The sequence below is a fragment of the Streptomyces malaysiensis subsp. malaysiensis genome, from assembly GCF_040653035.1.
Lineage (GTDB): Bacteria > Actinomycetota > Actinomycetes > Streptomycetales > Streptomycetaceae > Streptomyces > Streptomyces malaysiensis.
In genome coordinates, this window is sequence record NZ_JBEZNG010000022.1 from 47,335 (window position 1) to 68,027 (window position 20,693).

At 69.8% G+C, this 20,693-nt stretch carries 22 protein-coding genes; 3 read left to right on the top strand and 19 right to left on the bottom strand.

Annotated elements, in window-relative coordinates; translation table 11 throughout:
* Positions 1-72 precede the first annotated feature (72 nt).
* Positions 73-1,320 carry an Nramp family divalent metal transporter gene (locus AB0E24_RS33735; protein WP_359382762.1) on the top strand — a complete coding sequence of 416 codons (1,248 nt, stop codon included), beginning with the start codon at positions 73-75 and terminating at the stop codon, positions 1,318-1,320.
* Between the two features lie 125 nt (positions 1,321-1,445).
* On the opposite strand, the gene AB0E24_RS33740 is transcribed toward AB0E24_RS33735, so the two are convergent.
* The 6 genes from AB0E24_RS33740 to AB0E24_RS33765 all read right to left on the bottom strand — a co-directional run bounded on the left by AB0E24_RS33740 (position 1,446) and on the right by AB0E24_RS33765 (position 7,004).
* Entirely contained in the window at positions 1,446-2,261 is an 816-nt protein-coding gene (locus AB0E24_RS33740; RefSeq protein ID WP_359382765.1) for an ABC transporter ATP-binding protein, read from the bottom strand.
* Complete coding sequence (locus tag AB0E24_RS33745) at positions 2,258-3,280, bottom strand: ABC transporter substrate-binding protein (RefSeq protein WP_359382767.1); 1,023 nt, start codon at positions 3,278-3,280, stop codon at positions 2,258-2,260. Before AB0E24_RS33745 ends, AB0E24_RS33740 begins: the two co-directional genes overlap by 4 nt.
* Positions 3,281-3,299: 19 nt before the next feature.
* Positions 3,300-4,283: an ABC transporter permease gene (locus AB0E24_RS33750; protein ID WP_359382771.1), complete on the bottom strand. Its 984-nt coding sequence runs from the start codon at positions 4,281-4,283 to the stop codon at positions 3,300-3,302.
* A 3-nt stretch (positions 4,284-4,286) separates the two neighbouring features.
* Positions 4,287-5,165: a sulfurtransferase gene (locus tag AB0E24_RS33755; RefSeq protein ID WP_359382774.1), complete on the bottom strand. Its 879-nt coding sequence runs from the start codon at positions 5,163-5,165 to the stop codon at positions 4,287-4,289.
* A 5-nt stretch (positions 5,166-5,170) separates the two neighbouring features.
* Complete coding sequence (locus AB0E24_RS33760) at positions 5,171-6,547, bottom strand: NtaA/DmoA family FMN-dependent monooxygenase (protein WP_100804853.1); 1,377 nt, start codon at positions 6,545-6,547, stop codon at positions 5,171-5,173.
* Positions 6,548-6,857: 310 nt separating this feature from the next.
* On the bottom strand, positions 6,858-7,004 hold the full coding sequence (locus AB0E24_RS33765) for a hypothetical protein (protein ID WP_159398840.1): 147 nt from the start codon (positions 7,002-7,004) through the stop codon (positions 6,858-6,860).
* Positions 7,005-7,207: 203 nt separating this feature from the next.
* Between AB0E24_RS33765 and AB0E24_RS33770 the strand changes: the two genes are divergently transcribed.
* Positions 7,208-7,888 (top strand): GntR family transcriptional regulator, encoded by a 681-nt coding sequence (locus AB0E24_RS33770; protein WP_069868182.1) that lies wholly within the window; start codon positions 7,208-7,210, stop codon positions 7,886-7,888.
* A 107-nt stretch (positions 7,889-7,995) separates the two neighbouring features.
* Here the strand turns inward: AB0E24_RS33770 and AB0E24_RS33775 are convergent, their stop codons facing one another.
* From AB0E24_RS33775 to AB0E24_RS33800, 6 genes are all read right to left on the bottom strand, one after another.
* The gene (locus AB0E24_RS33775; RefSeq protein ID WP_093702375.1) at positions 7,996-8,625 is read right to left on the bottom strand and encodes a class I SAM-dependent methyltransferase; all 630 of its coding nucleotides are present in this window, start codon (positions 8,623-8,625) and stop codon (positions 7,996-7,998) included.
* 155 nt (positions 8,626-8,780) lie between these two features.
* Complete coding sequence (locus AB0E24_RS33780; protein WP_359382778.1) at positions 8,781-9,911, bottom strand: trans-sulfuration enzyme family protein; 1,131 nt, start codon at positions 9,909-9,911, stop codon at positions 8,781-8,783.
* Complete coding sequence (locus tag AB0E24_RS33785; protein WP_359382781.1) at positions 9,912-11,153, bottom strand: amidohydrolase; 1,242 nt, start codon at positions 11,151-11,153, stop codon at positions 9,912-9,914.
* Positions 11,150-11,926 (bottom strand): amino acid ABC transporter ATP-binding protein, encoded by a 777-nt coding sequence (locus AB0E24_RS33790; protein ID WP_359382783.1) that lies wholly within the window; start codon positions 11,924-11,926, stop codon positions 11,150-11,152. Before AB0E24_RS33790 ends, AB0E24_RS33785 begins: the two co-directional genes overlap by 4 nt.
* The gene (locus AB0E24_RS33795; protein ID WP_359382786.1) at positions 11,923-12,822 is read right to left on the bottom strand and encodes an amino acid ABC transporter permease; all 900 of its coding nucleotides are present in this window, start codon (positions 12,820-12,822) and stop codon (positions 11,923-11,925) included. The genes AB0E24_RS33790 and AB0E24_RS33795 overlap by 4 nt, the downstream gene beginning before the upstream one ends.
* Positions 12,823-12,892: 70 nt before the next feature.
* Positions 12,893-13,831, bottom strand: a complete 939-nt coding sequence (locus AB0E24_RS33800; RefSeq protein ID WP_359382789.1) for an ABC transporter substrate-binding protein — start codon at positions 13,829-13,831, stop codon at positions 12,893-12,895.
* 213 nt (positions 13,832-14,044) lie between these two features.
* Here AB0E24_RS33800 and AB0E24_RS33805 point away from each other — a divergent pair, with 213 nt between their 5' ends.
* Complete coding sequence (locus AB0E24_RS33805) at positions 14,045-14,767, top strand: FadR/GntR family transcriptional regulator (RefSeq protein WP_069868176.1); 723 nt, start codon at positions 14,045-14,047, stop codon at positions 14,765-14,767.
* Between the two features lie 102 nt (positions 14,768-14,869).
* Here AB0E24_RS33805 and AB0E24_RS33810 read toward each other — a convergent pair whose 3' ends face one another.
* From AB0E24_RS33810 to AB0E24_RS33840, 7 genes are all read right to left on the bottom strand, one after another.
* The gene (locus AB0E24_RS33810) at positions 14,870-15,214 is read right to left on the bottom strand and encodes an amidohydrolase family protein (protein ID WP_359382793.1); all 345 of its coding nucleotides are present in this window, start codon (positions 15,212-15,214) and stop codon (positions 14,870-14,872) included.
* A gap of 200 nt (positions 15,215-15,414) precedes the next feature.
* Complete coding sequence (locus tag AB0E24_RS33815; RefSeq protein ID WP_359382796.1) at positions 15,415-16,053, bottom strand: TenA family protein; 639 nt, start codon at positions 16,051-16,053, stop codon at positions 15,415-15,417.
* Complete coding sequence (locus tag AB0E24_RS33820; RefSeq protein WP_100804849.1) at positions 16,038-16,784, bottom strand: glutamine amidotransferase; 747 nt, start codon at positions 16,782-16,784, stop codon at positions 16,038-16,040. The genes AB0E24_RS33815 and AB0E24_RS33820 overlap by 16 nt, the downstream gene beginning before the upstream one ends.
* A gap of 55 nt (positions 16,785-16,839) precedes the next feature.
* The gene (locus AB0E24_RS33825) at positions 16,840-17,895 is read right to left on the bottom strand and encodes a phosphotriesterase family protein (protein ID WP_359382799.1); all 1,056 of its coding nucleotides are present in this window, start codon (positions 17,893-17,895) and stop codon (positions 16,840-16,842) included.
* Complete coding sequence (locus tag AB0E24_RS33830) at positions 17,892-18,911, bottom strand: ABC transporter permease (protein ID WP_099016450.1); 1,020 nt, start codon at positions 18,909-18,911, stop codon at positions 17,892-17,894. Before AB0E24_RS33830 ends, AB0E24_RS33825 begins: the two co-directional genes overlap by 4 nt.
* Position 18,912: 1 nt before the next feature.
* A complete protein-coding gene (locus tag AB0E24_RS33835) occupies positions 18,913-19,677 on the bottom strand; it encodes an ATP-binding cassette domain-containing protein (RefSeq protein ID WP_093706866.1) in 765 nt (254 codons plus the stop codon).
* Positions 19,677-20,687 (bottom strand): substrate-binding domain-containing protein, encoded by a 1,011-nt coding sequence (locus tag AB0E24_RS33840; RefSeq protein ID WP_069868170.1) that lies wholly within the window; start codon positions 20,685-20,687, stop codon positions 19,677-19,679. Before AB0E24_RS33840 ends, AB0E24_RS33835 begins: the two co-directional genes overlap by 1 nt.
* Between the last annotated feature and the right edge of the window lie 6 nt (positions 20,688-20,693).

A 20,693-nucleotide genomic window follows, 5' to 3' on the forward strand; every position in this document is an offset into this window, starting at 1 on the left:
CGAGCGGCGTGCGGATGCCGGGCCGCGCGCGGCCGCGAGGCCCGAGTAGGAGCTGATGAAGGTGACAAGCCCATGACGGCGACGACCAGCGCACCCGGGAGAAGTCCGACCCGGCGGCATATGACGATGTACGGCCCCGCGTTCGTGGCGGCCATCGCCTATGTGGACCCCGGGAACTTCGCCACCAACTTCGCCGCCGGTTCCCAGTTCGGGTACCTCCTGCTGTGGGTGATCATCTCGGCCAACCTCATGGCGGTCCTGGTGCAGCTGCTCTCCGCCAAACTCGGCCTGGCCACCGGCTGCGACCTTCCACAGCTGTGCCGCCGCCGGTTTCCCCGCCCGGTGGTGTGGGGACTGTGGCTCCAGGCCGAACTGGTCGCCGTCGCCACGGACTTGGCAGAGGTGATCGGCGGGGCCATCGCGCTCAACCTGCTCTTCGGCATCCCCCTGCCCGGGGGCGGGCTGATCACCGGCATCGTCGCGTTCGCCCTGCTGGGCCTGGAGACGCGAGGCCACCGTCGCTTCGAACTGGCGGTGGCTGGCCTGCTCCTGGTCATCGTCCTGGGCTTCTTCGCCGACGTCGCGTTCGCCGGCGTCGACATGCCCGGCATAGCCGGTGGAGTCGTTCCCGACTTCTCGGGTGCGCGGAGCGTGCTGCTCGCGACCGGGATCCTCGGTGCCACCGTCATGCCCCATGTGATCTACCTGCACTCCAGCCTGACCAGTGCACACGTCCGGGGCCTCGACCCCGCCGACTCCGCCGGTTCACGCAAGGCGCTGCTGCGCTCCGTACGCCGCGATGTCCTGTTCGGCCTGGGCCTGGCCGGGCTCGTGAACGCGGCGATGCTCATCGTCGCCGCCAAGGTCTTCCACGCTTCGGACCTGTCCACGGAATCGATCGACGAGGTCCACACCGGACTGGGCGAGATACTGGGCGCTCACGCGGCGCTCGCCTTCGCGCTCGCGCTGCTCGCCTCGGGCTTCGCCTCCTCGTCGGTCGGCACCTATGCCGGTCAGGTGATCATGGCGGGCTTCCTCGGCAGATCCCTGCCGCTCACCCTGCGACGAGCTTTCACCCTCACCCCGGCTTTGATCATCCTGTGGGCGGGCGTCAGCCCTACGGACGCCCTCGTGTGGTCGCAGGTCGTCCTGTCGTTCGGAATTCCGTTCGCTCTCGTCCCGTTGATCCTGCTCACCCGCCGACGAGACCTGATGGGGCCGCTGGCCAACCGGCCCGTGACCACGGTCACGGCCTCCGCCGTGGCGGCCCTGGTGATCGGCCTGAACCTGTATCTCATCGGCCAGGTGATCTTCGCCTGAGCGCGAGGGCCGCCGAACGTGCTGTCGGCCGGAACGGGCGCCTCCAGCGACCCCGCGGCGTAAGCCGCCAGGAGCGCCTCGAGCACCCGCGAGCGGGCGCGGGCCGTCGTCCTCGGCGCACCGCTTCACCGGCCATCTCCGGCATCCGTCGGCTCGAACTCGGCCCGGAGGGATTGCGAGATGCGGTGCCGCAGTTCGCGGAACGGGTCGGAGAAGCGCACATCGTCGATCGACCGCGGGCGTGGGATGTCGACCTGGAACTCCTCCTTGACGCGGCCGGGGCCCGCTGTCATGACCGCGACCCGGTCCGCGAGCAGGATCGCCTCGTCCACGTCGTGGGTGACGAAGACGACCGTCTTGCCGACCTGCTCCCACAGGGCCAGGAAGTCCGCGCTGATCCGGGCCCGTGTCTGGGCGTCCAGCGGTCCGAACGGCTCGTCCATCAGGAAGACGTCGGGGTCCGCGGCCAGGATGCGGGCGAGCGCGACCCGTTTGCGCATGCCTCCGGACAGCTGCCGGGGGTAGTACGCGCCGAATCCGTCGAGCCCCACCGCCGAGATCAGCCGCTTCACCCGCTCGCGCTGCTCGGGCAGCGGTGTGCCGCCGATGGCCAGGGGGAAGCGGATGTTGTCCTCGACGGTGCGCCAGGGCAGCAGGGCGTCGTTCTGGAAGAGCAGTCCGACGTGTTCAGGAGTGCCCCGGGTCGGCTGTCCGTCGATGGCGACCGTGCCGGCGGTGGCCGCCACCAGACCCGAGACGATCTTCAGCAGGGTGGACTTGCCGCATCCGCTCGGGCCGACCAGGGCGAGGAACTCACCGTCGGCGACGTCCAGGTTCACATCGCGCAGGGCGAGGTTGCGCCGCCGGCCGGAGCGGTAGCTCAGCCGCAGGTCGCGCACCGAGAGCTTCGGGGGAGCGGTGGTCCCCGTCGCCGTACTCATGAGCTCTTCAGCAGGGAGAAGTCGAAGGCGTCCGCGAAGTCCGGGACGCGGTCCGCCGGGATACGGCCGGTCTGGACGAGCACGTCGATGGTCTTCCGGTAGACGCCGCCGTCGATCTTCAGCCCCTTGGGGGTGTTGGCGATGGCCTGGGCGGTGGCTTCGTCGAGTACACCGGGGCTCACCGCGAACTTCTCCTTGGCGAGGGCCTTGACCGCGAAGGACCGGTCGGCGCGCGACTTGTCCTCCGCCGTGGTGAGCCCGCGCAGGTAGTCGGTCATCAGAGCACGGTGTTTGTCCACCCAGGAGGTGTTGGCGAGCGCCACCAGGGACACATAGTCGAAGTCCGGCTTCCATACGACGCGGTACTTGCCGGAGTGGACCAGCTGGGTCAGCTGGGGATCGCTGACCATGCCCGCCGCCGCGCCCTTGTCGATGGCCGCGACGATGCTCGCGCCGACCCCGCCGTTGATGACCTTCAGGCCCTTGTACGGGATGTCCGCGTCGGCGGCGGCTTTGAGCAGCTCGGTGTCCGACAGACTGCCCACGGAAGTGACGGCGACGGTCTTGTCACGCAGGTCCTTGACGCCGCGGATGCCGGAATCGGCCTTGGTGACCAGGGAGTACGGCACCCGTCGGCTCAGCGCCGCGTAGCCGCGCACCGGCAGGTCCTTGGAGCGGGCCGACACGATGTGCTCCGGCGAGCCGATGAACACGTCGATGCTGCCGCCGATGAGCGCCTGGAGCGCCTCGGCGCCACCGTCGAAGCAGATCTTCTTGACCTTGGTCCCGGAGGGGAAGGTCTTCGCGTCGGTGGCGATGGTCGAGGGGTTGATGCCGCCGCAGACGTTGCCGACGCGGACGGTCGTGGCGTCGCCGCCCGCCCCGGTGACCGCGGAGCACGCGGTCAGGAGGGTCAGCAAGGCGGTGGCGAGGGCGATCGGGACGAGCGGACGACGGCGTGCGGGGCGAGGGGAGGAGGTGGCGGATGCGCGGGGCACCCGTGGTGCGCGATGGAGCATGGAGTCCTCATTCGTGGGTTCAGCGGTAGCGCAGCAGACGGCGTTCGAGACGGCCGACGAGGAAATCGAAGATCATGGCGATGGTGGTGATGACGGCGAGCCCGGCGAAGACACCGGTGATGTCCAGCAGGTTGGACGACGTCTTGATGTAGTAGCCGAGTCCGGCGCTGGAGCCGACGATCTCGGCGATCACCGCTCCGATCAGCGCCAGCCCGACCGCCAGGCGCAGGCCGGTCAGCAGCCACGGTGTGAGCGCGGGGAAGACCACCCAGCGCAAGGTCTGGCGGCGTGTGGCCCGGTGGCCGCGCGCCATGTCCAGCAGGTCCGGATCGATGCTCCGCACGCCCTCGTGGACGTTGTAGAAGACCACGAACACGACCATCGTGATGATCATGGTGATCTTCGAGGCGAGCCCGATGCCGAACCAGACGATGAACAGCGGCGCGAGGGCCACCCGGGGCAGGCTGTAGAGGGCCATGACGTAGGGGTGGAACCACTGGCCGACGATTCCGGAGTAGACGATGGCCAGGCCCAGCGCGACGCCGAGCGCCGTACCGGCGGCGATGCCGACCGCGAACTCCTCCATGGTCACCGTGAGATGGGGCCAGAGCTCGCCCGTGGTGACCAGATCGACCAGCCTGCCGCCAACAGCGGTGGGTGAGCTGATGAAGAAGGCCCGTACCCAGCGCCCGGACGCGAACTGCCACAGGGCCAGCGTGAGGAGGCCCACCAGGACCCGGCCGCCGTACAGGATGACGCGGTGGCGCCGGTCCGCGCGCCGGTCGGCCTCGTCGTACGGGAGATCGGCGCGGTCCGCCGACGTATCGGCACGGTCCGCCGATACACCGGTGCGGTCGTCCGGCCCGTGCCCGGTGGCCGCGGGGCCGGTGGCGGACGGCGTCCGGTCGGCCGCGTCGGGTCCGGGTGCCGCGGGCGACGGCGCTCGGCCCGTCGCCTCGCGGCGGCCGGAGAGACCGCGCGCGGCGCGAGTGAAGGACGGCATGGCTCATCCCCCGCTCTCGAGGTCCGCCGGATCGGGGCCGGGGCCGGGACCGAGAGCGGTTTCCCGCCGTGGGTCCGCGCTCCAGGCGGACCAGGACCCCGGGTAGAGCGCGACGGGGATGTCCAGCGCGGCCAGAACCGAGACCTGGAAGGCGGCGGCCACTCCACTGCCGCAGTAGACGGCGAACGGCGCGGGACCGGGCGGTCGCTGTGGCTGTCCGCCGGGAAGCAGCGCCGCGTACCGTGCGCGCAGCGCCTCCGGGGCGAGCAGGGTCCCGGCCTCGCCGAGATTGGCCGCGGCCGGGAGGCTGAGCGCGCCGGGTATGTGGCCCCGTTCGTACGCGTCGCAGCCGCGGGCGTCGAACAGCAGCCCTCGCCGGGCGTACTCGGCTGCCTGGTCGGCGTCGATGACGGGCAGGCGGCCCGGTGTGAGGACGACGTCGCCCGGGAGCGGAGCGGATGGCTCCAGGCTCAGTGGATGGCCCGCCGCGGTCCAGGCTCCCAGGCCGCCGTCGAGGATACGCACCGATTCCAGCCCCGCCCAGCGCAGCAGCCACCAGGCACGTCCCGCGCTCAGCCCCGCCCGGGTGTCGTAGACGACGATGTCGCTGTCCTCGTTGATGCCCCACCGGCGTGCCGATGCCTGAAGATCGCCGGGTTCGGGCAGCGGGTGACGGCCTTCCTCGGGACGTCCCGGGCGGGCCAGCTCGCCGGGCAGATCGACATGGACGGCGCCCGGGATGTGCCCCTGTGCGAAGGCCGCGTGGCCCGAACCCTCCCGCTGCGGGTCGTAGCGCACATCCAGCAGCACCGGGCGGCGGCCGTCGCGCAACCGGTCGGCCAACTCCGCGACGCCGATGGTGATGGGGGATGTCTCCGGCACCGCGCTCACCGCTCGGCCACGGCGTCGTGCCGCGCGCGCTCGGCCGCGAAACGGTTCTCGGGCCGGGCCAGCCCCAGGTGGTCGCGGAGCGTATGGCCCTCGTACTCGGTACGGAACAGCCCACGGCGCTGGAGCTCGGGCACCACCAGGTCGACGAAGGCGTCGAGACCGCCGGGCATATGCGGCGGGAAGATCATGAACCCGTCCGCCGCCCGCTTGTCGAACCACTCCTCGAGCACATCCGCGATCCCGGTCGGCGACCCCACGATCTCCTTGAACCAACCCCGGCGCTGGAACGAGGAGTTGACCTCGCGGAGCGTGATGTCGTCCTTGCCCCACAGCCCGCGGGCCTCCGCCACGATGAGCGTGCCCTCCTCGGACGCCGCCGTGAGATCGGCGACATCGCCGAGCACGGCGTCCGGGTCCGCCCCCGCCAGGTCGAGTCCCAGCGCGCCGGACAGCTTCTCCAGGTCGACGGTTCGGTGCGCCAGGCCGTGCAGCCGCGCGTACAGCTCATGCGCCTCCTGGCTGGTTGGCGCCGTGTAGACGGCGATACCGGGGATGACCAACTGCTCCTCGGGCGAACGGCCGGCCGCGGCGAGCCGGCTCTTGAGGTCGCTGTAGTACTCGATCGCACCGGCCAGCCCGAGTACCGAGGAGTTGGTGAACCTCAGATCGGAGTAGCGCGCGCCCAGTTCCCGCGAGCGCTCCGAGGCGCCCGCGTTGATGAGGGGTATCTGCCCCTGAACCGGCCGCTCGACGTTCAGCGGCCCGGTGACGGAGAAGAACTCGCCCTTGTAGTCGATGCGGTGGACCCGGTTCTCGTCCACGAACCGGCCGGTCTCCGTGTCGGAGATCCGTGCGTCGTCCTCCCAGCTGTCCCACAGCCGCTGGAGCACCTCGATGAACTCCGTGGCCCAGTCATAGCGGCGGGTGTTGTCCCAGTGCTCGTTGCGGCCGAAGTTGCGGGCGGCCTCCTCGTTCTTGCCCGTGACGACGTTCAGCCCGATCCGGCCACCACTGAGGTGGTCGATCGTCGCGAGCGCCCGAGCCACGTTGTAGGGCTCGGCGTAGGTGGTGTTGACGGTCGTGATGAGCCCGATCCGTTCGGTCACCGCGGCCACGTTGGCGGCGAACGTCAGGGCCTCGGGGCGCAGTACCTCGTTGGGGGCCGCGTACTGCGAGGTGGTGAGGCCCACGACCCGGTCGCCGATGAAGAAGAAGTCGAACTTGCCGCGCTCCGCGGTGCGCGCGGCGGCCTGGAGGAGCCGCGGGTTGGAGTTGCCGTCCGGTGCCGAGCCCGGCAGCCGCCAGGCGCCGGGGAGGAAACCGGTCGGCCAGATGGTGAAGCCCAGATGCATACGTCGTCTTGTCGTAGCCATGGACGATCGCCTTTCCGAGGGTGAGCACATATCGCATATGTCGGGAGAGCGTGCGACACCGCACGACCCCGACATGTCTCATGTGGAACCGAGGACGGAGCTGAAGTGGAGAAGAGAGCGAAGGAAGCGGACGGCACCCGGAGGCGTCACGGTGTGCGGGACCGCCGGAGGGGGATGCGCGTGGCCGGTGCCGACAGGGGCGCTGAGCCGAGGCGCTGGACCGGGCCGCTGGAGTGAAGCGGCCCGACGGACCAGAGCCGCGATGGACCCGAGCGTGACGCGATGACCGCGCGCACCGGGGAAGGCCCGGTCAACAGAGGCTGGAGCTGATGTCCATCTGGTCGACGTAACGACGGGCCACGCCGTGCAATACGCACCGGGTCAGGGCCGCGTCGGTCGTCACGGAGACGGGGACCGACGCCATGACGCGCCGCCCGTCCACTGTGCCGACTCCCATGACTTCCCCTGTCGTGCTGACATGCTCAGGCGATTACGTATACGTAGCGTATACACTTGTTGCGCGTGTTCGCAAGGGGGGCATCGAGGGAGATGGTGATGGGTGCGTACAGGCGGCCGATGAAGCGGAACCCCCTGCGGCGCGAGCCATAGGAATCCCCCTCCTTCAGAAGGGGGAGGATGTCAAGAACTTAGGGAGTGCACATGGCCGATGCGGGATCGCGGGTCAGCGGGGGGCGAGCCGCCTCCGGCAGTCCGAGCGACGCGCACTACAACCGCATCAAGGACGACCTCGTCCGTGGTTCGTACCCACCTGGCACCGTCCTGCTGGAGACGGTGCTCGGCGAGCGCTACGGGGTCTCGCGCACTCCCGTACGCGAGGCGCTGGGCAGGCTCGCACAGGACGGGTTCATCGACCGCGGCTCACGCGGTTTCGTGGTGCGGAGGCGCACCCCCGAGGAGATCCTGGCGATCTACGAAGCGCGGATCTCACTGGAGTCGACGGCCGCCGGGCTCGCCGCGGAGCGGCGCACTCCGTTCGACCTGTCCCGGCTCGATCATCTGGCCGAACAGCGCCGCAGCGCACCGGAGTCGGCGGACCGGGCGACGCTGACGGCGATGAACGAGGACTGGCACCGGGCGTTGCGCGCCGCCGCCCGCAACGACATCGTCTCCGGCTTCCTCGACCGGCTCGACAGTCTCCTGGCCATCTACCGGCCCGCGACCGCGACCCCTGTCGACGCCGACCGGACCGTCGTCGAACACGACGCGATCCTGGACGCGGTGCACGCAAGCGACGGGGCTCGCGCGCAGGAGACGATGACAACTCACCTCACACGCATGAGGGACCTGCGGATCCAGGGCCTCGCCAGAGAACTGAGCTAGGGACCGTCTGTCTCGTGGTCATGTGACGGGGCCTTGGGGCCGGATGGGCGCCGTGCGGTGCGCGCATGCGCACCCGGCATCGATGTTCCCGTACGGGACCTGATCGTCTAGTGGAGGCGGGCCAGCACATGGGCGTCGAGGAAGCCCCGCTCGGAGGCCGGATCGTGGAGCAGCCGGGCGAACGGGACGAGCCCGGCCCCGGCCAGCAACTCGGCGAACCGGTCCACCGGCCAGCTATAGGCGGGCGTCACCTTGTGGTCGAAGCGGACCGGTTCCGGCCCCTCGGTCGCGAAGAACGAGGCCAGGAGCAGGCCCCCTGGTGCCAGGACACGTACCTGCTCCGCGAGCAGCGCGGGCAGTTCCCCGGGCGGGGTGTGGATCATCGAATAGTGGGCCAGCACCCCGCCGAGCGCGCCGTCCTCGACCGGCAGGGCCTCCATCCGCGCCTCGTCGAACCGCAGCGCCGGATGGGCCCGCCGGGCGTGGTCGACCATGGCCGGGGAGAGGTCGAGCCCGAAGGCGTCCAGCCCCAGCTCGTGCAGCATGGCCGTCAGATGTCCGGGCCCGCACCCGACATCGGCCGCCCGCGGGTTCCCCGTCCCGCGCACCAGCTCGGCGAAGGTGCCGATCATGTTCCGCGAGAACGGATGCGTCTCCAGCCGATCAGCGAACAGCGACGCGTACAGCTCGACGACCCCGTCGTAGGCCGCCCTGGTCTCGCCATGGTGCTCCATCACGGGAAAGGAAGGTAGCAGCCGCGTACGTCCGCGGCTCCTTCGGCCCCGTGCCGCCCCACCCCTCAGGGCCGACTTCCGGTCACATGACCACGGGACGACACCAGGAGCGGGCAGCACCTCGGGCAACGGGATCGGTTACCCACGCGGGCCTCGCTTCACAGAGCCGCGTCGAGTGCCTTCTCCAGATCGACGAGCAGGTCGTCGGCACTCTCGATGCCGACGGACAGGCGCAGGACATCGGGCTCGTCCACCGAGTCCACCAGGCTCACGACGTCACCGAGGCTGGTGGCCCTGATGAACTGCGTGAAGGTGTCGTAGACCGCGGCTTTGCGCTCCGGCCTGCGCAGTGCGAACGAGAGCATCCCGCCGAAGCGGCGGCCGCCCGTCAGCCGGCAAGCGAGCTCGTGCGCCGGCGCGCTGGGGAGCCCTGGATAGTTGACCATGTTCGTCGCATCGTGTGCGTGGGCCAGTTCGGCGAGTCGCAGCGCGGTGGTGCTGGCCCGGTCGACTCGCAGTTCAAGCGTGCTCATCCCCTCGATCACGGCGGCGGCGTTGTGCGGGGTGATGATCGTCCCCAGCCTGCGGCGCATCACGGCTATCGCGTCCATGGCCGGCCCGCTGCCGGCCAGTGCCCCGGCCAGCACCCGGCCGTGCCCGGCCAAATACTTCGTTGCGCTGTGGATCACGATGTCGGCGCCGAGTTCAAGCGGCCGAATCAGCACCGGCGTAGCGAAGGTGTTGTCCACCACCGCCAGCGCGTCGTGATCATGGGTGATCGCGACGATGGTCTCGATGTCGAGAACGTCGAGCAGAGGGTTGGTGAACTCCTCGAAGAACACCGCGCGGGTGGTGGGCCGGAATGCGGCCTCCAGTGCCGTCAGGTCTGTGAGATCGACGAACGTCACCTCGCATCCGAAGTCCGGAAGGTCGTGCGCCAGCCACTCACGGCTGTTGACGAACAGCTGGTCGGACGCGATGAAGTGCCCCCCGCGGCGGCCCAGTGCGAGCAGCGCCGTCGTGATCGCGGCCATCCCCGAGGCGAAGGCCAGCGCGCGTGGCGCTGACTCGATCGACGCCAGCGTCGACTCGAGCGCGGCGACGGTCGGATTGCGGACCCGTGAGTAGTAGTCATGGACCGACAGGTCCTCGACGGTCCGCTTGTGGGCGGCCATGTCCGCCATGGCGAACGACGCCGTGTCGAAGATCGGAGCCGCGACTGCCCCCAGTGGGTTCGCTCCCCGGCCGTGCAGCAACCTGGTCGCGAGCCCGCGGTCGTCCTGCTTCATTCAAGACCCTTCCGATGTTCCCGGCTGGCCGCCGGGAGGCGTGAGCAGAGCCGGTACGTCCACGACGCCGCCGGCGGCCTCGAACTCGAGGCGGCTGCGCTCCCGTAGTCCGGCGTCGGCGAGGAAGTCGAGTGCGGTCAGGGCCAGGGTCACCGCCCCGTCGACGACCGCCCGGTCGCCCCGCTCCGAGCCCGCGTATCCGGCGAAGGCGACGGTGTGGAGCGCGATCTCCGGCGGCGCGATGGCGAGGGTGGGATGGATCGCCGGGACGCGCAGGCTGATGTTGCCCAGGTCGGTCGAGCCCTGGGCGCTCTGGGGCGCACCCGAGGTCCGCCCGCGGGCGGCCATGTGTACGCCAAAGCGGGTGGAGAGTGCGTCGTTACCGCGCACCGGCAGGCATGGCTGGATCCGGTCCCACACCGCGTCGAGCCTGGTCTCGGTGATCAGCGCGGCACCCGAGAGGATGCGCTGTACCCGCTCGCTCAGAGCAAGGAGCGAGTCCAGCCGGGGGGACCGGATCAGCAGCCGCAGTGACGCTCTGGCGGGCACGATGTTGGCGGCCTCGCCCCCCTCGGTGATGACTCCGTGCACGCGGTCGGTCTGCGGCATGTGCTGACGCAGGGCGGCGACGCCCTGATAGGCGGCGACCACGGCGTCGAGAGCGTTGCGGCCGGCCTCGGGCCGGGCCGAGGCGTGGGCCGGGATCCCGTGGTAGGTCGCCTCGACCGAACGCAGCCCGAGCGCGGCGAAGTGGATGTCGTCGCAGTTGGCCGGATGGAGCATGATCGCGGCGTCGATTCCTGCGAACGCTCCAGCGCGGGCCATGATCTCCTTGCCGGAGCCGTTCTCCTCGGCCGGCGTGCCGAGCAGGACGACCGAGCCGCCCGTCCTGCCGATCACGTCGAGCAGTCCGAGAAACGCCCCGGCCGCCGCCGCGCCGATAATGTTGTGCCCGCAGCCGTGCCCGATGCCGGGCAGCGCGTCGTACTCGGCGAGGATCGCGATCCGGGGACCGGCCGGATCACCCGCACATGCCTCGAGCGAGGTCTCCATGCCGTGAACGCCCACCCGCGCTTCGATCCCGTGCGCCGTCACCAGTTCGGCGATGGCGGCGACGGATCTGTGCTCGGCGAACCCCGGCTCGGCCAACTCATGGATCACCCGGCTCAGCGCTGTCAACTGGGGAGCGAGCAGCTCGATTCGCTTCGTGACCTGCCGTGCCAGGGTTTCCCGGGCCGTCACAGCACCTTCCCCAGGAAAGCACGAGTGCGCTCGTGGTCCGGTGCGCCGATGACCTTTTCCGGTGGCCCTTGCTCGACGATGCGACCCTCACTCATGAAGACTGCGGTGCTGGCGACCTGACGGGCGAACCCCATCTCATGCGTCACCACCATCATCGTCATCCCCGAGGCGGCGAGGTCCCGCATCACGTCCAGGACCTCGCCGACGAGCTCGGGGTCGAGTGCGGAGGTCGGCTCGTCGAAGAGCATGAGGGTCGGCTCCATCGCCAGCGCCCGCGCGATCGCCACGCGCTGCTGCTGCCCGCCGGAGAGATGGCCGGGGTAGGAGTCCTGCCTGTTCCCGAGCCCGACCCGCCCCAGCAGCCGGAGAGCGCGCTCGATGGCGACTTCCCGGGTCTCCTTCTTCACCCGCATGGGCGCCAGGATCACGTTCTCCAGCACGGTCATGTGCCCGAACAGGTTGAACTGCTGGAACACCATCCCGATCCGGGACCTGCGCTCGGTGACGACCGATGGACGTGCCTCATGCAGACGTCCCCGGACGAGATCGGAGCCGATCAGCCGACCATCGACGAGGATGAATCCGCGGTCGACGGTCTCCAGGTGATTGATGCAGCGCAGGAAGGTGGACTTGCCCGAACCCGAGGCTCCCAGCAGGCACACCACCTCGCCGCGCGCCACGGTCAGGTCGATCCCCTTCAGCACTTCGAGGTTGCCGAAGCTCTTGTGCACGTCGTGGGCCTGGATGACCGGCCCGGCCGCGATATCGGTCATCGGGTGCCACCCACTCGGCCGAGGCTGCGGCCGAACCGCTTCTCCAGGCGCGCCTGCACCAGAGTGAGCAGCGTGGTCATGACCAGGTACCAGATGCTTGCGACGATCAGCAGTGGGATCTGCCGGTAGTTGCGCGAGTAGATCTGGGTAACCGATTCGAGCAGGTCCCCGACGCCGATGACCAGTACGACCGAGGTCATCTTCAGCATCGAGATGAACTGGTTCCCGATCGGTGGGATGATCGCTCGCATCGCCTGCGGCAGGACGACGAACCGCAGGGTCGCAAGCCGCCCAAGACCCAGTGCGTCCGCGGCCTCCGACTGCCCGGCCGGCACGCTGAGCAGTCCGCCTCTGACAATCTCCGCGACGTATGCGGCCTCGTTGAACCCGAGGCCGAGCACCGCTGCCGCGAAGATCGGGATCACCTCGTTCGTATCCCAGCTCACCAAGAACCTGCCCCCCGGGATGCCCAGCCCGATCCGAGGGAACAGCGACGCGGCGAACCCCCAGAAGAGCACCTGGACCAGCACCGGCGTACCGCGGAAGAACCAGATGTAGAGCGTCGCCGCGGAGCGGGGGATCGGGCCCCCCGACTGACGCAGCACGGCGAGGACGACACCGCCTGCGATGCCGACCGACATGGCGGCGATCGTCAGTTCCAGTGTCACGGCGATGCCCTTGAGGACACTGACGTCGAAGAGGTAGCGGCCGACCGTCGGCCAGTCGAAGCCCGGGTTGCTGACCAGGATCGCGACGACGAACCCGGCCAGCACCAGAATCACGCCGCCGCCGACTGCCTGCCCGGCAGCGCGCCGCCGGACCGGTTCGTGATCGGCGATGGCGGCGAGATCCGCCAGGTCGACCCGGTCGTGGTGGATACGGGTGTCGGTGCTCATACGTCTCTCCTCGCCGGCGTCGATCGATGGGCTCGTTGCGCTGTGCCGGTGGGGGCGTCGGCGGGCCCACTCATGAGGTCACCCGGTTGACCTGGGACTTCGTGATCGCAGCGTTGGTGATGTCCCAGCGCTTGAGGATCTTCGCGTAAGTGCCGTCGGCGATCAGAGCGTTGTAGGTCGCCGCGAGCGCGGTGGCGAGTTGCGAGTCCTTTTTGGGGACCGCGACTCCGACCGGCTCCGGGCTGAGCAGAATGGAGTCCACGGACTTGAAGAGATCGGGTTGGAGCTTTCCCTGGTAGGCGACCGCCGTGTTGTCGGCGAGCATCGCATCCGCGCGCCCGGTGGCGACCGCCTGATTGACGTTGGTCTGCTGCGGCACGATCATCGGCTTGATCGCCGGTTTGCCCGCCGCTTTGCACTGGTGCTGAAGGCTGTCCATGTTGCCCTGGGCCTGGGTCGTGCCGGTCTGTGCGGCGATGGTGCGTCCGCAGAGGTCGAGCGGTTTCTCGATCCCCTTGGGGTTCCCGGCCTTGACCAGTGCGGAAGTGCCTCCCTCGAGGTAGGTGACCAGGTTCAGCACTTCCGTGCGCTCGCGGGTGACCGTCCAGGCAGACCAACTGGCGTCGAAGCGATGTGCCTTCAGGCCCGCGAGCATCCCGTCGAAGGGCACCTCGACCCACTCGAAACGAAGGCCCGTCTTGGCCGTGATGGCCGAGGCGAAGTCGGCGCCGACACCGATGATCTTCCCTGAGGAACTCTTGAACGCGCTCGGCGGATAGTTGGGATCGGCAGCGACGCGCAGCACACCGCTCGTCCGGATGTCCTTGGGGAACCTCGCCTGCAACGTTGAGTCGACCGCGCGCTTCACCACGAGCGGAGTGGAGGGCAGACCCGCGTTCTTGGGCCGCGCGCCGGTGCCGGCACCGGCGCTGTCGTCGTTGGTGCATGCATTCGTCCCGAGCACCGCTATCGCGACAGCCGTCGCGGCGATGCCGTGAAGAACTCTCATCTGCTCACTCCTGTGTCGATGCTCTGACGAGCAGAGGTTCCCACCCACGAACACGGCGGAAGGATCATACCTATGATGGATATGGATGATAGGTATGATGCTTTCCTCTGACAAGGCCCTGCCAGTACGATCACTTCCGACGGCGCTGGCGCCGCCGCGTGTGGAGTTCCGCACAGGCGCAGGGCCGTCATACGAGGACATCGAGGAGAACAAGTGGGCAGGCTCAGCGACCAGGTCGTGGCACAACTGCGACAGGCGATCGTGCACGAGGAGTACGCGCCGGGCAGCCGGATGCCCACCGCGGAGTCGCTCGCGGAATCGCTCGGAGTCTCCCGGAGTGTCGTGCGCGACGCTCTGCGGACGTTGTCGTCCATGGGGTTGGTCGAGGTGCGGCAGGGGCACGGCATCTTTGTCGCCGTCCCGCGCGACGACATCCTCACCACCGCTCTGACGCTGCGGATGCAGCGTTCGGAGGTCACCATCGGCGAGGTTCTCGCTGCCCGGGTCACGCTCGAGTCAACACTTGCCGCCGAGGCCGCGCGGGTATGTGACGATGAGACATTGGAGCCGCTTCGCAGGCACTTGCGGCGGTTCGAGGACGGGGTCCGGGCCAAGGACTGGCCGACGGCGCACCAGGAGCACTTGCAGTTCCACCTGTCGATCATCAAGGCACTGCGGCTGCCCGCGCTGGAGTTGCTGATCGAACCGCTCCAGGAGCTGATCATCGTCAGCTCCATCCCCCCGGAGCCGGAGAGCGGGGAACAGTGGGGCATCGGCTCGCACGACCCGATCGTCGAGGCGCTGGAGTCCGGGGACCCCGAGGCCGCGCGGGCAGCGGTGCGTGATCACTTCCGGTACGCGGAGTCGCCTCCTTACCGTGAATACGGCCAGACGCTGTTCCGCGATGCCAGGTCGGTCCTCGCCGGTCTCCGTTAGGTCTTCCCGGCGGGCCGGTTCAGCCTGAAGTGAACCGGGCTCGGGTGAGGTTGGCGCAATACGTGGCAGACGTGTTCGCCTCGGTGCCGCGCGAGGAGGTGATCAGGCCGGCCGCACTGCCCTGCCTCCGAGGAACACCCTCACCGGCCGGAACTCGGGGTCGAGTTCGACCAGATCGGCGCGGTGGCCCGGGGTCAGGGCGCCGCGGTCGTCGAGGCCGAGCAGCAGGGCCGCAGCGGTGGCCGACATGCGGACCGCGTCCCCCACGGGCAGCCCGGTCACGGTGATCATCCGGCGCAGTGCGTGGCCGATGCACAGGGTGGAACCGGCGAGGGTGCGGGTGCCTTCGAGGAACGCCACCCCGCGCTCGACGGTGACAACACGGTCCGCGAACCGGTAGGTGCCGTCACCGAGACCTGCCGTCGGTATCGCGTCACTGACCAGCATCAGCCGCTCCGCCCTTGTCCGGGCGAGTGAGCCGGCGGCGGGCCGGAGCCGAGAGCGGAGATTCGTCCGTCCCGTACCTCCAGCCACCCGCCCGCGATACCGAGTCTACGAGCGGGCCCCGCCCCGGCCCGCACCGAACGATGGGTACGTGTCGCCCGGTTCAGCGGCCCGGTCGGGGCATCGGCCCAGTCGGGGCCCGGTTATCCGAACACCGCGTCGTGGAAGGCGATTTCCGCCTCCAGCATGCCATTGAACCAGTGGGTCAGCCGCTCCTGGGGGAGGTCGTCCGGCAGGGCGTCGACCTCCGCCGCGAGAGCCCGTACCCCGTCCCGGAACGCCTGGTCGGCGTGGAGCGCCACCCAGGCTCGTATCGCGCCGTCGGGGACGGCGCCGCGTTCATGTGCCCGGGTGCACCAGGTGAGGTAGAGGGTCTCCGCGGCGAACAGCATGGTCATCACCGCCGGGTAGCCGCCTTCCCGCGCCGCGTCGAGTGCGTACCGCGACAGCACCTCGGCCCGCCGGGCGGCGTCCGGCCGGGCGGGGACGGGCCAGGCGGCGCGGGCGTCGCGGAAGTAGTCCGCCTGGGTGGTGGTCAGCGCGTGGACCGCACGGGCGTTGCGCTCCAGCGCCGTCCGGTCCGGGGCGCCCCATACGGCCAGTCCGTGCAGCCGGGTGGCCGTCTCCACGAACGCGGCCTCGATCTCCAGGTAGTCGGCGTAGTCGGTGTCGCTGATCGTGCCGGCCGTGACCTCGGTGACGAAGCGCATGCGCAGCGCCTGTTCCATGACCGGAGCGGCGGCCTTCAGGAGCCGCTCGGACCGGCTCAACGGGAGAGCCATTCGACGAGGCCGCCGAAGACCCGGGCGTAGCCGTCCCACTGCTCGCAGAACGCCGCGGGCGCCCAGTGCGGGGAGCAGTCGGAGGTGAAGACGGCCGACCGCCCCGCGCCGTACTCGGCCACCGCCACCAGGGGGTCGCCGCCCAGGGTGGCCAGGACCTCGGTGCCCGGACGCGGCCGGACGCGGTTGTAGCCGAGCAGCGGCGGCCATTCGCCGGTCACCCCGCCGAGTGCGGGATGGCCGGTACCGACGGCCGACGGGCGGCCACCCGCGGGGAGTTCGACGCGGTCGTCCTCGGGCAGCAGCTCGACCGGCAGCACCTCGTGCAGTGCGGTGTTGCGGTAGGCGGCCTTGCCCTCGAAACCGGTGAAGGAGAGATAGCCGCCGACCATCAGCAGCCCGCCGCCGTCGCCGACCCATCCGCGCAGTGCGTCGATCCGGTCGGTCCCCGGCGTGCCCCGCTCGAACACCTCGGGGGAGAGCTGGAGGGAGTTCGCCCCGATGTCGGAGAGGATGACGACGTCGTAGCGGGCGAGCGCCTCGGCATCGCCCGGGAACTGCGCGGGTACCAGATGCGCGGGCAGGTGTGTGACCTCGTGCCCGCGGCCCTCCAGCGCCCGGCGCAGCGGCTCGACGCCGGTCACATAGGCACTGGTGGTGAACGAGTCGACCCCCTTGATGTGTGTGGACTGGGAGATCCAGCTCTCACCGGCTATCAGGACGCGGCTCACAGGGTGCTCCTTCGTGACGGGGATGGGGTGGAACGCCGGGACGGTGGTCAGGGCGTCAGGACGCGGCGGCGTGCTCGAACAGCCGGGCCGGGTTGGTGTGCAGCAGGCCCTCGGCGGTCCGCCGGGGCACGCCGTGCTCGACGAGCCGGGCGAGGAACAGCTCCGGCACATAGCGGAAGCCGTTGCCGCCGTAGGCGGTGAGCATGCTCTTGAGGAATACGTCGTGGCTGAGCAGCAGCCGGTCGCCGTGTCCGCGGGCGATGAGCCCGGCGATCGCGTACGCGGTTTCGTGGGGTGCCGGGGACTGCCCCTCGCCGGGGTAGCGGAACGGCATGCCGATCATGTCGAATTCGAGCCACACGCCACGGTCGGCCACCGACCGCTGATAGTCCGGGTCGGCGTGCGAGGGGTCCATATGGCACAGCACCACGGCGGCCGGCGCCACCCCGTACTCGCCCAGCACCAGATCGAGAACCTCATGGGCGCGGCGCTGCCAGCCGGGCAGATGGACGTAGAGCGGGACACCGGTCTCGCGCTGGGTGCGCGCGGCGGCGCGCAGCGCGGTGTGCTCGCCCTCGGTGAACCGCGGGGAGACCCCGATCTCGCCGATGACGCCCGGCCGGATCCCGGTGCCGTCGGCGCCCTCGGTGAACTCGGCAAGCAACGCGGCGGCGAGGCCGCGCTCGTCCGCCGGGGACAGCGGCCGGGGGTGGTAGGGCTCCAGGTACCAGCCGCTGCCCATGACCACACGTACGCCGCTGTCCTCGGAGAACGCGCGCAGCGCCGCCGGGTCCCGGCCCAGCCCGCCCGGGGTGACATCGACGATCGTGCCGCCCCCGGCGGCCGCGAACGCGCGCAGGTCGGCCAGCACACCTTCGGTGTCGTCGAGCACACAGTGGTCGAGGCAGGCGTAGGGCTGTTCGCGCAGCAGCCACGCCAGTTCGGGTGTGGTGCGGGCATCGCGCAGATGACCGAGCCGGGGGTCGGCCGGGGTGGTGACGGCCTTGCGGACGTCGTTGCGCAGATGCTCATGGGTGAGGGTGAGGCCGAGCCCGGTGCTGGGCACGGGCCCGGTCACCGTGGTCACGGTGCGGGGGGCGGGGCCGCTCATGAGCGGCCCGTCAGGTGGGCGAACAGATCGGCCATCGCCCGCCCGCGCAGGTTGATCCAGATCGCGGCGAGCAGCACCAGTCCGGTGACGATGGGGGTGAGGAACGGGCTCACGCCGAGCAGGTTGAGACCGTTGGCGATGACTCCGGTGATGAGGGCGCCGATGACGGTGCCGAGCACGGTGCCGCGGCCGCCGAACAGATTGGTGCCGCCGAGCACGACCGCGGCGATCACGGTGAGCTCGAAGCCCTGTCCTGAGTTGGCGGAGCCGGACCCCAGCCTGGCCGCGGTGAGCAGTCCGGCGATACCGGCGGCCACCCCGGTCATCATCAGGGTGATCATCTTGACCCGGGCGGTGTTCACCCCGGCCCGCCGTACGGACTCCTCCTGGGCGCCGATGCCGTTGACGTAGGAGCCGAACGGCAGCTTCGACAGCAGGACCGCTCCGACGGCGACCGTGGCCAGGGCGATCCAGGCCAGCGCGGACAGTCCGAGGAAGGAGGCGTCGCCCAGCTTGGCGACGAAGAGCCGGGCGTCGATGGGGACGGAGAACCCCTTGGTCCACAGCTGTGCCAGACCGCGGACGACCGACATGGTGGCGAGGGTGACGATGAACGGGGGGATCTTCTGATACGCCGACAGCCATCCGTTGACGGCGCCCCAGAAGAGCCCGGCGAGCAGCGCCACGATGATCACCAGCGAGGAGTCCCAGCCGGCCTGGAGCATCTCGGCGGTACAGGTGGCGGTGAACGCGAGGATCGATCCCACGGACAGATCGATCTGGCCGGTGCTGATCACGAAGGTCATGGCGACCGCCACGATCAGGGTGATCGCCACCTGGGTGGCCAGGTTGGCCAGATTGGTGAAGGTCAGGAAGTTGGGGGCGGCGATACCGAAGCCGAGGAAGAGCGCGACGCCCACGCCGAGCATGGCCAGGGTGGCCTTGTTGGCGCGCTGCCAGCGGCCCGGTGGCCGGCCCAGTACGGCGGTGGGGCGCATCGCGGTGTCGGCGCTCATATCAGGCCACCTCCTGGGTGTCGGGCCCGTTCGTGGCGCCGGATCGGGTGATCATGGCGACGAGCCGTTCGATGTCGAGATCGGAGATCGGGGCGTCCTCGACGCTGCGTCCCTCGTACATCACGGTGATCCGGTCGCAGACCTCGAACAGGTCTTGCAGCCGGTGGGTGATCAGGATGACGCCGACGCCCTGGGCGGCGACGTCGCGGATCATCTTCAGCACCTGCCGGACCTCGGCGACGGCGAGGGCGGCGGTGGGTTCGTCCAGGATCAGCACGCGCGGGCGGAACGACACCGCACGGGCGATCGCCACGGCCTGCCGCTGCCCTCCGGACAGCTCGCCGATCTCCTGGTAGGTGGATTTCACCCGGACATGCAGTTCGGAGAGGGTTTCCGCCGCTCGGGCGTGCATCGTGGCGCGGTCGATGAAGGGGCCTCTGCGCGGTTCACGGCCGAGGAACAGATTGCTGGCCACATCGAGGGTGTCGCACAGGGCGAGGTCCTGGTAGACGATGCCGACCCGCTCGCGGCGGGCGTCGGCGGGGCTGGTGAAGCGGACGTCGCGGCCGTCGATGGAGATCTGCCCGCCGTCGTGCTGGACCGCACCGGCCAGGACCTTCATCAGGGTCGACTTCCCGGCGCCGTTGTCGCCGACCAGGCCGAGCACCTCGCCAGGGGCCAGGGTCAGGTCGACGCCGCGCAGCGAGCGGACGGCGCCGAACGATTTGGTGATTCCTCGCAGGGAGACCAGCGCGTTCTCGCCCATCACTTCTCCAGGTAGTAGAGGTAGTTCTTGACGTTGTCCGGGGTCACCAGCTGGGTGGGAACGGGTACTTGGCGGCGGGCGGTGCGGCCGCAGGCCAGGTCGATCGCGGAATTCATGGCCTCGTAGCCGAACCGGAAGGTGTTCTGCTGGAGCACACCGGTGATCCAGCCGGCCCGCAGCCCGTCCACGGCCTGGCTGGACAGGTCCCATCCGACGACCTTGAGGTCCTTGGTGCGGTGCTGGCTGACCACGGCGGCGGCCAGGCCGATCAGGGCGGGCTCGCCGGTGGCGTAGGCGTACTTCAGGCCGGGGTCGCGGGTGAGCAGGTTCTCGGCGGCGGTCTGGGCGTTCTCCTGGATGTTGCGGCCGTCGACCACGTTCTGGATCTTCATGCCCTTGGCGGTGACGGTGTCGGTGAATCCTTTCTGCCGCTCGTTCTGGATGGTGCTGTTGAGCGCGCCGACGACGCCGATACCACCGCGGTTGCCGGCGGTCTTCAGCAGGGCCTCGCCGATCCGCCGGCCGCCTTCCGCGTTGCCGACGCCGACCTGGGTGGAGACCGCGGGGTCGTCGATGGTGGCGTCCACGGCGACGACCGGTACGCCCGCGGCCTTGGCCCGGCGGATGGCGGGCTTGATGCCCTCGGTGTCGACCGCGTCCACGATGATGGCGTCGTAGTGGTTGGCCACCAGGTCGTCGATGGCGTTGGCCTGGGTGGCGGAGTCGTCGTTGCCGTTGACGATCTGGGTTTTGACCCCGGCCTTGCGGGCCACGGTCCGGGCGCCGGTGTTGATCTGGTTGAAGAACAGCGCCTGGAGGTTGATGGGCACGATACCGATCTTCGGAGCGTGGCCGCGGACGGTACAGGAGCGGGCGACCTCCGCGGGTGGCGGCGGGCCCTGTTCGGTGGTCTTCTTCTCGGCCGCCATCTCGCGGCGGGCCTGGGTGTCGCAGCCGACGGTCGTCAGCAGCAGGCCCAGCGCGACCACGGCCGTCACTTTCTGGCGCATCTGCTC

What these genes read in the sequence shown, in the direction of transcription:
- AB0E24_RS33815 (WP_359382796.1), bottom strand. Translation starts at nt 16,053, where the DNA reads ATGGCTCTCCCGTTGAGCCGGTCCGAGCGGCTCCTGAAGGCCGCCGCT.
- AB0E24_RS33745 (WP_359382767.1), bottom strand. Translation starts at nt 3,280, where the DNA reads ATGCTCCATCGCGCACCACGGGTGCCCCGCGCATCCGCCACCTCCTCC.
- AB0E24_RS33780 (WP_359382778.1), bottom strand. Translation starts at nt 9,911, where the DNA reads ATGAAGCAGGACGACCGCGGGCTCGCGACCAGGTTGCTGCACGGCCGG.
- AB0E24_RS33830 (WP_099016450.1), bottom strand. Translation starts at nt 18,911, where the DNA reads ATGAGCGCCGACACCGCGATGCGCCCCACCGCCGTACTGGGCCGGCCA.
- AB0E24_RS33810 (WP_359382793.1), bottom strand. Translation starts at nt 15,214, where the DNA reads ATGCTGGTCAGTGACGCGATACCGACGGCAGGTCTCGGTGACGGCACC.
- AB0E24_RS33825 (WP_359382799.1), bottom strand. Translation starts at nt 17,895, where the DNA reads ATGAGCGGCCCCGCCCCCCGCACCGTGACCACGGTGACCGGGCCCGTG.
- AB0E24_RS33750 (WP_359382771.1), bottom strand. Translation starts at nt 4,283, where the DNA reads ATGCCGTCCTTCACTCGCGCCGCGCGCGGTCTCTCCGGCCGCCGCGAG.
- AB0E24_RS33795 (WP_359382786.1), bottom strand. Translation starts at nt 12,822, where the DNA reads ATGAGCACCGACACCCGTATCCACCACGACCGGGTCGACCTGGCGGAT.
- AB0E24_RS33840 (WP_069868170.1), bottom strand. Translation starts at nt 20,687, where the DNA reads ATGCGCCAGAAAGTGACGGCCGTGGTCGCGCTGGGCCTGCTGCTGACG.
- AB0E24_RS33760 (WP_100804853.1), bottom strand. Translation starts at nt 6,547, where the DNA reads ATGGCTACGACAAGACGACGTATGCATCTGGGCTTCACCATCTGGCCG.
- AB0E24_RS33790 (WP_359382783.1), bottom strand. Translation starts at nt 11,926, where the DNA reads ATGACCGATATCGCGGCCGGGCCGGTCATCCAGGCCCACGACGTGCAC.
- AB0E24_RS33765 (WP_159398840.1), bottom strand. Translation starts at nt 7,004, where the DNA reads ATGGGAGTCGGCACAGTGGACGGGCGGCGCGTCATGGCGTCGGTCCCC.
- AB0E24_RS33835 (WP_093706866.1), bottom strand. Translation starts at nt 19,677, where the DNA reads ATGGGCGAGAACGCGCTGGTCTCCCTGCGAGGAATCACCAAATCGTTC.
- AB0E24_RS33735 (WP_359382762.1), top strand. Translation starts at nt 73, where the DNA reads ATGACGGCGACGACCAGCGCACCCGGGAGAAGTCCGACCCGGCGGCAT.
- AB0E24_RS33770 (WP_069868182.1), top strand. Translation starts at nt 7,208, where the DNA reads ATGGCCGATGCGGGATCGCGGGTCAGCGGGGGGCGAGCCGCCTCCGGC.
- AB0E24_RS33800 (WP_359382789.1), bottom strand. Translation starts at nt 13,831, where the DNA reads ATGAGAGTTCTTCACGGCATCGCCGCGACGGCTGTCGCGATAGCGGTG.
- AB0E24_RS33740 (WP_359382765.1), bottom strand. Translation starts at nt 2,261, where the DNA reads ATGAGTACGGCGACGGGGACCACCGCTCCCCCGAAGCTCTCGGTGCGC.